This window comes from Henriciella sp. (assembly GCF_049649345.1).
In the GTDB taxonomy this organism is placed as follows: Bacteria; Pseudomonadota; Alphaproteobacteria; order Caulobacterales; family Hyphomonadaceae; genus Henriciella.
The window spans coordinates 1-7883 of record NZ_JBARZC010000454.1; the positions used below are offsets into that span (position 1 = coordinate 1).

The window sequence follows — 7883 nt, forward strand, 5'->3', positions numbered from 1 at the left end:
GAACACCTCGATGACGATCAACGCGCCGGCGGCCTGGCTGCTCGCGCTTTATGTGGCGCTGGCCGATGAGCGCGGCGATGACCGGGCCAAGCTGCGCGGCACGACGCAGAACGACATCATCAAGGAATATCTCTCCCGCGGCACTTATGTCTTCCCGCCCGAGCCGTCGATGCGGCTCATCTCCGACATGGTGAGCTGGTGCTATACTGAAGTGCCAAAATGGAACCCGCTCAATGTCTGCTCCTATCACTTGCAGGAGGCGGGCGCGACGCCTCAGCAGGAGCTTGCCTATGCGCTCGCGACGGCCTGCGCCGTGCTCGATGCGGTGAAAGCGGGTGGGCAAGTTCCGGAAAAGGACTTTCCGACTGTCTTCGGCCGGATTTCCTTCTTCGTGAACGCCGGGGTCCGTTTTGTAACGGAACTTTGTAAGATGCGCGCCTTTGTCGATCTTTGGGAAGAGATTGGGCGCGAGCGTTATGGCGTCACTGATGCTAAATCTCTGCGCTTCCGCTATGGCGTGCAGGTCAACTCGCTCGGCCTGACAGAGCAGCAGCCTGAAAACAATGTCTACCGTATTCTGATAGAGGCGCTTGCCGTCACCCTGTCGAAGCGCGCCCGCTGCCGCGCGCTGCAGCTGCCGGCCTGGAATGAAGCGCTCGGCCTGCCACGCCCCTGGGACCAGCAATGGTCGCTGCGCCTGCAGCAGATCCTCGCCTTTGAGACAGACCTCCTCGAATTCGAGGATCTGTTCGACGGCTCCCACGTCGTCGATGGCAAGACCGAAGAGCTGAAAGAGGGCGCCCGCGCCGAGCTTGCGAAGATCGACGATATGGGCGGTGCGGTCGAAGCTGTGCCCTATATGAAGGAGAGCCTTGTCGGCGCACATGTCGACCGGATCCGGGCCATCGAAAGCGGCGATATGAGTGTCGTCGGCGTCAACAAATATGTCGAGACCGCCGAAAGCCCGCTCAGTGCCGGCGAGAAGACGATCGAGACGGTTGATCCGATGATGGAGGCCGAGCAGGTCCGCAATCTCAATGACTGGCGCAAGCAGCGCGACAATGGCGCCGCTGAGGCCGCGCTCGTAGCGCTGAAAGCGGCCGCCGAGTCCGGCGGGAACATCATGGAGCCGTCCATTGCGGCGGCCAAAGCCGGCGTCACCACGGGCGAGTGGGGAGGGGCCCTTCGCGAGGTGTTCGGCGAGTATCGCGGACCCACGGGCGTCGCTGTCGTGGTCGAGACGGGCGGCGATGAAGACATCGAAGCGACCCGCAAGCGGGTCGACAAAGTCTCCGAAGACCTCGGCCGCCGCCTCACCTATGTCCTCGGCAAGCCGGGCCTTGATGGGCATTCGAATGGCGCCGAACAGATCGCCAGCCGGGCGCGTGCTTGCGGCATGGATGTCATCTATGAGGGGATCCGCTTTACGCCGTCGGAGATCGTCGCGCAGGCAAAAGAGGCAGACGCACATGTAGTCGGCCTCTCCATCCTGTCCGGCAGCCATCTCGACCTCGTCCGCGACACGATTGCCGAAATGCGCAAGGCGGGGATGGAAAACGTGCCTCTCGTCGTCGGCGGCATCATTCCGCCGGAGGATGAGCGCGCGCTCAAACAGATGGGCATCCGCCGCGTCTATACGCCCAAGGATTTCAAGATTACCGACATCATGAGCGACGTCGTGGACGTCGTCGAAGCGGCCTGGCTGGAGAAGGTTTAGGGCCGGCGGGGTCAATTCCACGCGTCGCGTTTACCATTGCCATAGGCGTCGACCTTGCGCATCTGCGTGCGCCAGCCGCTTGAGGCGATGCTCGATTGTCCTGCGGCTCAAAAAAATAAGCGCAACTGAAAAGTCGCGCTTATCGAAGGGGTAAATCTGTCTGGTCAATCAGACCGGGACGTTGGCCCGCAGCATATTGTAGTAGTCGCGGATCTTGCGGACGTAACGCACTGGCTCATAGCCACGCGCATAGCCGTGCTTCACCGTCTTGTAGTATTTCGGCCGGGTCAGCAGCGGCAGGGTGCGCTCCAGGTCGCTCCAACTATTCTTGTCGAGACCCTGGCGTTCGGCCAGGCGGCGGGCGTCGTAAATGTGGCCCATGCCGACATTATAGGCAGCCAGCGCAAACCAGAGACGGTCTTCGCCGCTCACGCCATCGGGAATGCGGTCATAGAGTTTTTGCAGGTAGCGCGCACCGCCTTCGACGCTCTGTTCAGGGTCGGTACGGTCCTCGATGCCAAGCTCGCGTGCGGTCGGCAGGGTCAGCATCATCAGGCCGCGAACACCGGTCGGGCTCTTTGCATTCGGGTCCCAGTGGCTTTCCTGATAGGCCTGAGCGGCCAGCAGGTGCCAGTCAAACCGGGTGTCTTCGGCAGCGGCTTCGAAATAGTTGCGGAATTCCGGCAGGCGTTGTTCGACGCGCTCCACGAAACGCAGGACTTCGACATAGTCGAACTCGTCTAAATGGCCGAACCAGCGTTCGTCGAGTTCTTCAAGATAGCCCGATGCGTGAGCCTCCATGAACCAGCCTTCAAGGGCCTGGTCCATGCCGTTGATCTTTTCATTATAGATCCAGCCGAGCGGACGGTCTTCGCTGATCGTCATTGGTATGATGAGATCGGGATACAGCCTGCGGGCATATTCGGCGAGGTGGGAATCGGAGATGGTGCAATCGATGCGGCGCTCAGAGACCGCTTCCAGCATCGGCATGGCAGAGCCTGCCCGGCGTGTCGCCCAGTTGAGGCCTGAATGGTCTTCGCGCAGCGTCTGCAGCGTTTCGACATAGGACGAACCGGCGAGCACGGTCAGGTTGACCTCAGCCAGCTGGTCAAAATCAGCGGGCGCAGGGCCTTTCTGGTGGCAGACCACGCTCTCCTCGGTGTTCTTGTAAGCCGGGCCGTATTTGACGCGCTCTGCGCGGCTGTCGGTAATCGTCAGGCCGGCTGCGCCGAGATGGCCGTGGCCTTCCTCGATACCGGATATCAAGGCTTCGACATCATCCATGACGACATAGCGCGGCGTTACGCCAAGATTTTCGGCAAAAGCTTCAATGACGTCGATTTCATAGCCTTCGGCGTCATCATCATATTGGGTGTAGGTGGTTGGCCCTTCCAGCGTCAGCACGACGAGTTCTCCGCTTTCGCGGATGGATTCCAAGGTGGTGGTATCTGTAACAATCGCTGCATCATTCGCGGGCTGGCACTGGGTCAGCATTAGCCCGGAAAGGATGGTCGCGCCGGCTACAAGGCCAATGCGAACTTCTGTTTTCATACGTAAACAATGGGTTGGAAAAGAAAATGTTCAATTAACGGCCAGATTAGTTCAGTTCGACCCCCGATGAAAGGCTACGGATCGTCGCGTGAGCCAAACAGCTTGCCCCGCTCGGTCACCAGGACGATGACAAGACAGAGCAGACCAAGCCCGACATAGCCCTCGAGCAGCGGCACGACGCTGCCGTCAAACCGGCTTGCGACCATCCAGCCAAAGAAACTCGCCACGGTCGTCGTCATGAAGCCATAGGCTGCAGACCCTGTGCCTGCGATCTTGCCGAGCGGCTCCATGGCGAGCGCCGAGAAGTTCGCGCCGATCATGCCGAAACAGGCAAAGGTCAGGGCGAACAGCGGGTAGAAGAACGCCAGCTTTTCGCCGACAAAGGCCATCACAAGCGCGTTGGTTATGGCGAGGACAATAAAGCCGAGCAGGACAGTATGGCTCACCCGCCGCATGCCGATCCGCTCGACAATCCGCGAATTCATGAAGTTCGATACAGACAGGGCGCCGGCAATCCCCGCGAACCACAGCACGAAGGTCTCTTCCATTCCGAACACGTCGGCAAACACCTGCTGTGAAGAGGCCACATAGGAAAACAGCGCGCCGAAAATGACGCCGCTAGCGCACATATAGCCGATCGTGACAGGCGTCATGATGACTTGCCGATAGGCCTTGAAAGAGCCGACGAAATTGAGCGGTGGGCGGTTTTCTTCTGGCAGTGTTTCAGGCAGTCGGATCGCGATCCAGGTGAACATCGCCATGCCGGCAAGGCCAAGCATGCCGAAGGTCCAGCCCCATGGCGCGACATACATCACGCCTTGCCCCAGCACAGGCGCCAGGATCGGCACGACCATGAACACGGTCATCACAAGCGACATGAGCCGCGCCATGGCGCGTCCTCCCATCAGGTCGCGCACCACGGAGACCGCGATCACCCGGATGCCGGACGCTGCAATGCCCTGCAGGAAACGGATGGCGAGCAGCATGTTGAAGCTGGTGGCTGCCATGCACGCGAAGCCCATCACCGAATAGGCAACCACGCAGGCGAGAACGATCTTCTTGCGTCCGAAACTGTCCGATACCGGGCCGAAGACAAGCTGCGGCGCGCCGAAGCCGAGCACATAGGCAAAGATGACCAATTGCTGGTCATTCGCGCTCTGCAGATTATAGGACTGCGCAATGTCCGGCAGGGCCGGGAGCATCGTGTCGATGGCCAGCGCGTTGAGCGCCATCATGCCGGCAATCATGACGACAAATTCCCAGACCGGCAAAGGCAGGGTGGGGCGGACGATACCGGCCGCCTCTAGAGTGTCGGGTGTTGATTGCATGAAGATCAGTCTTAGACAGTGAGCGCCCTATCTGGAGTCGCTCTCCCAAAACAGCAACAGGCGGGACCAGAAAAATCCGGTTCCGCCTGCGCCCGCGTGCGTCCCCACAACGCTGCTATTCAATGAGTTTTCATTGCCGTGTGGTCATAATCGTTGCATCATCAAATTTGATGAAACGCATGGTTTATTTTGTGTGACCGGTAGATTTTTCGGAAAGTGTGCCGGCCGGGGGGCCGAACTGAGGGACGATATTGACCGGTAAGGGCTTTAGCGAGGACGAATCTGCTCAGGGGCAGGTCGTCGAGGAGACGTATGCGACGACCCTCGAGCCTGAGCGCTACGAGGCGCTGCTGACGGCGTGGTCCTCTTATATTGACGGGCTGCCGGACCTCTCCAATGAGGAATTGGTGGATGAGAGCGTCAATGTGCATTTTCAGCGCGCGCTCGCCAGTCTCGACCGTATGGGGCGCCTGCGCGCGCATGAGGAGTCTGCCCGGCTGATCGCAGACCAGATGCCGGGGCCTGCCGTCGTTTTCCGCCCGGACGGGCCTGTCATCAGCGTCAATTCGGCCTGTCTCAAGCTGCTGGGCGGACACGTGCCGGACGGTATTGCAGACCTTCAGCTCGACGGCTCTGCCATGGGAATGATCCGCAGCTGGACCAGGCGAAACGCTGTCGTTGACAGCGAAGATGATTTTCTGTTCGTCGCGAGCCCGCTTGGGATCGAGGGCGTCGACTCGCGGCTGCTGCTGACGCGGGTCACCCTCAATGATTCCGCTCTGGCGAGACAGGAGGCCATCCTCCTTGCTGCGGTGGAGGTGCATCTCGACCGCGCCATGGGTGAGCGCCTCGGTGAGGTCTATGGGCTGTCAGAGGCCGAGGTAGACGTGTCACTGCGGCTGTCACGGGGCGACCCCCCCGAGAAGATTGCCCGCGATCGGGTCGCCAAGCTCGCCACGGTGCGCACGCAGATCAGGGCGATCCTGGCCAAGCTCAACGTCTCCAGCGTGACAGAAGCCGTGCGCCTCCTGTCGAGCTTCGGGGCGACGATGAACACCGCTCGCGCGATCTCCGCCCAGGCGCCGGCCATGCGCGAGATTGACCGCTGGCGCCGGCAAAAGACGATGACCCTGTTCGATGGTCGCAGGCTGAGCTGGATGGAACAGGGCGATCCGATGGGCCGGCCCGTCCTGTTCTTCCATCACCTCTATCTCGGGCCCCTCTGGACCGAGCCCAGCGTCGAGGCGCTGGCGCGGCAGGGCTGGCGCGTGATCGCGCCCTCAAGGCCAGGCTTCGGCGGCTCCGACGGGGTCAGCGCCGACACGCTGGATGCCCGGATTGACGAGAGCGTCCGCACCATGGCTGAGCTGCTGACGCGTCTGGAGACCGGCCCGGTGCTGGTCATCGGCCATGCCAATGGCCTGATACACGCCCAGGCCTTCGCCGCCGCCCGCCCCGATCTTGCGAGGGGCCTGCTCTCCGTCTCGGGGGAAACCTCATGGGAAGAGGGGATGGAGGCCGACTTTCCCTGGCATCACAAGGTCTTTGCCAAGACCTTGCTGCGGGCCCCCTCGGCCATTGGCTTCATCGCACGCGCTGCCGTCGCCCTGATCGATAGCGGGCGGGACGATTTCACGCTGAACACGCTGCACCGCGATTCTCCGATCGAGCAACGCGCCATGCGCCGTCCTGAAATCCGCGCTGTGGTGACAGATGGGCTGCGCCATGCCGTCAAACAGGGCTCTCACGGCATGGTCTCGGAAATCCGCATGGCGCTGACGGACCGGCGCAGTGTTGCGCGCGATGTGATGTGCCCGTTCCACATCATCCACGGGGCTGAAGACAATGTGTTTACCGCCGACATGGTCAATCTCTTCGCCAGCACCGTTCCGAATGTGAAAAAGACCATCCCGGTCGAGAATGCAGGCCAGTACATGCTCTACACCCACTGGCCGCAAGTCATCTCTGCGATGGAAGCGCTTTGGCGCGATAGCGCCCAGGGGCGCAACTAGACGCCGCCCCCTGGCTAGAACCCGGCGCCGGGCTGGCTGAGATAGGTTTGTTCGTCGAATGTGGAGGTCCGCCGCAATGTCTTGTTTCGGTGCGGGAACCGGCCGAACTTCGAAATCACCTCGGCATGCTTTTCAGCATAGTCATAGGTCGTCTCACAGAACTCCCTGAACTCCGGGCGCGCCTCCGAGACGAGCTGTTTGAACAGGCGGACCGCGAGCTTCTGGTCCATCCGGTCCTCTGAATGCTCGGCCGGAAGGTAGAAGAAGACCCGCTCTGTCTCGCTGAGCTGCTTGTCTTCGCCAAGTGCGAGGCCGGTTTTCATCAGGTTCCGCGCCAGCGGATCATGCGCATAGGACAGCCTGTGGCCGCGAAAGATGTTCCGGCTGAACTGGTCGAGCACGATGATCGCCGCGAGACGCTCACGCGCGCCCTGCTTGGCCCATTCCGTCGCAAGCCCGCTCGCGAGATCGGCGAGCACATCGACAAAACGCTCGGCGATCTCCCGGTCCGTCTCGAAACGCTTGACGAACCAGATCGTGTTGAACCGCTCAATTGCGCCCGCGTCCTGCCGCGTCTCGCCGATCCAATAGTCCAGCACATCATCTGGCGTGACAGTTTCAGTCATCAAACTCTATTCCGGCCTGCGCGCGACGATCATGTAGTTGACCTTTGTGTCGGAAGAAAGTTTCCACTGATCGGCGATTGGATTGAAGGAGACTCCTTGAGGCGCATCCGGTTCCAGCCCTGCCGATTGCAGCGGCGCCGAAATCTCGTCCGGCGTCAGGAATTTCGAGAAATCATGCGTGCCGCGCGGCAACCAGCCGAGGACGTATTCTGCCCCCACAATCGCAAGCGCAAACGCTTTCGGCGTCCGGTTCAGCGTCGCGCAGATCATCAGCCCGCCCGGTTTCACCAGCGCGGCCGTGTCTTTCAGGAACTGAGCCGGATCGGCAACATGTTCGACGACTTCCAGATTGAGCACGACATCGAACGCCGCTTCGCCAGCCTCGATCAGGCCTTCGGCGGTGCCGGCGCGGTAGTCCACGCTGACGCCGGACTCTTCGGCATGGGTCATCGCCGTCTTGATGTTCGCCTCGCTCGCATCGACGCCGGTCACGTCGGCGCCAAGCCGGGCCATCGGCTCAGAAGCGAGACCGCCGCCGCAACCAATGTCCAGAAGTCGCAGCCCCTTGAGCGGTTTGCGGCTCAGCCCATCCAGTCCGAAATGATCGACAAGCGTATCCCGGATGAAGCCTAGCCGGACGGGATTGAAC

At 61.2% G+C, this 7883-nt stretch carries 6 protein-coding genes; 2 read left to right on the forward strand and 4 right to left on the reverse strand.

The genetic code is table 11. From position 1 onward, the window contains the following. Positions 1 to 1717 (forward strand): methylmalonyl-CoA mutase family protein (locus tag WA989_RS12535; protein WP_424340830.1); only part of this gene is annotated, 1717 nt, incomplete at its 5' end. Positions 1718 to 1885: 168 nt separating this feature from the next. On the opposite strand, the gene mltF is transcribed toward WA989_RS12535, so the two are convergent. Then, complete coding sequence (gene mltF, locus WA989_RS12540) at positions 1886 to 3268, reverse strand: membrane-bound lytic murein transglycosylase MltF (protein WP_424340831.1); 1383 nt, start codon at positions 3266 to 3268, stop codon at positions 1886 to 1888. 74 nt (positions 3269 to 3342) lie between these two features. Beyond that, positions 3343 to 4596, reverse strand: coding sequence for a multidrug effflux MFS transporter (locus tag WA989_RS12545; RefSeq protein ID WP_424340832.1), 1254 nt, complete (start codon positions 4594 to 4596; stop codon positions 3343 to 3345). A 251-nt stretch (positions 4597 to 4847) separates the two neighbouring features. Between WA989_RS12545 and WA989_RS12550 the strand changes: the two genes are divergently transcribed. Then, positions 4848 to 6608, forward strand: coding sequence for an alpha/beta fold hydrolase (locus WA989_RS12550; protein WP_424340833.1), 1761 nt, complete (start codon positions 4848 to 4850; stop codon positions 6606 to 6608). 14 nt (positions 6609 to 6622) lie between these two features. Here the strand turns inward: WA989_RS12550 and WA989_RS12555 are convergent, their stop codons facing one another. Then, positions 6623 to 7234, reverse strand: a complete 612-nt coding sequence (locus WA989_RS12555; RefSeq protein WP_424340834.1) for a DUF924 family protein — start codon at positions 7232 to 7234, stop codon at positions 6623 to 6625. Positions 7235 to 7240: 6 nt separating this feature from the next. Beyond that, positions 7241 to 7883 (reverse strand): bifunctional 2-polyprenyl-6-hydroxyphenol methylase/3-demethylubiquinol 3-O-methyltransferase UbiG (gene ubiG / locus WA989_RS12560; protein ID WP_424340835.1); only part of this gene is annotated, 643 nt, incomplete at its 5' end.

Coding starts and splice junctions, on each gene's coding strand:
- WA989_RS12545 (WP_424340832.1), bottom strand. CDS start 4,596: ATGCAATCAACACCCGACACTCTAGAGGCGGCCGGTATCGTCCGCCCC.
- WA989_RS12555 (WP_424340834.1), bottom strand. CDS start 7,234: ATGACTGAAACTGTCACGCCAGATGATGTGCTGGACTATTGGATCGGC.
- mltF (WP_424340831.1), bottom strand. CDS start 3,268: ATGAAAACAGAAGTTCGCATTGGCCTTGTAGCCGGCGCGACCATCCTT.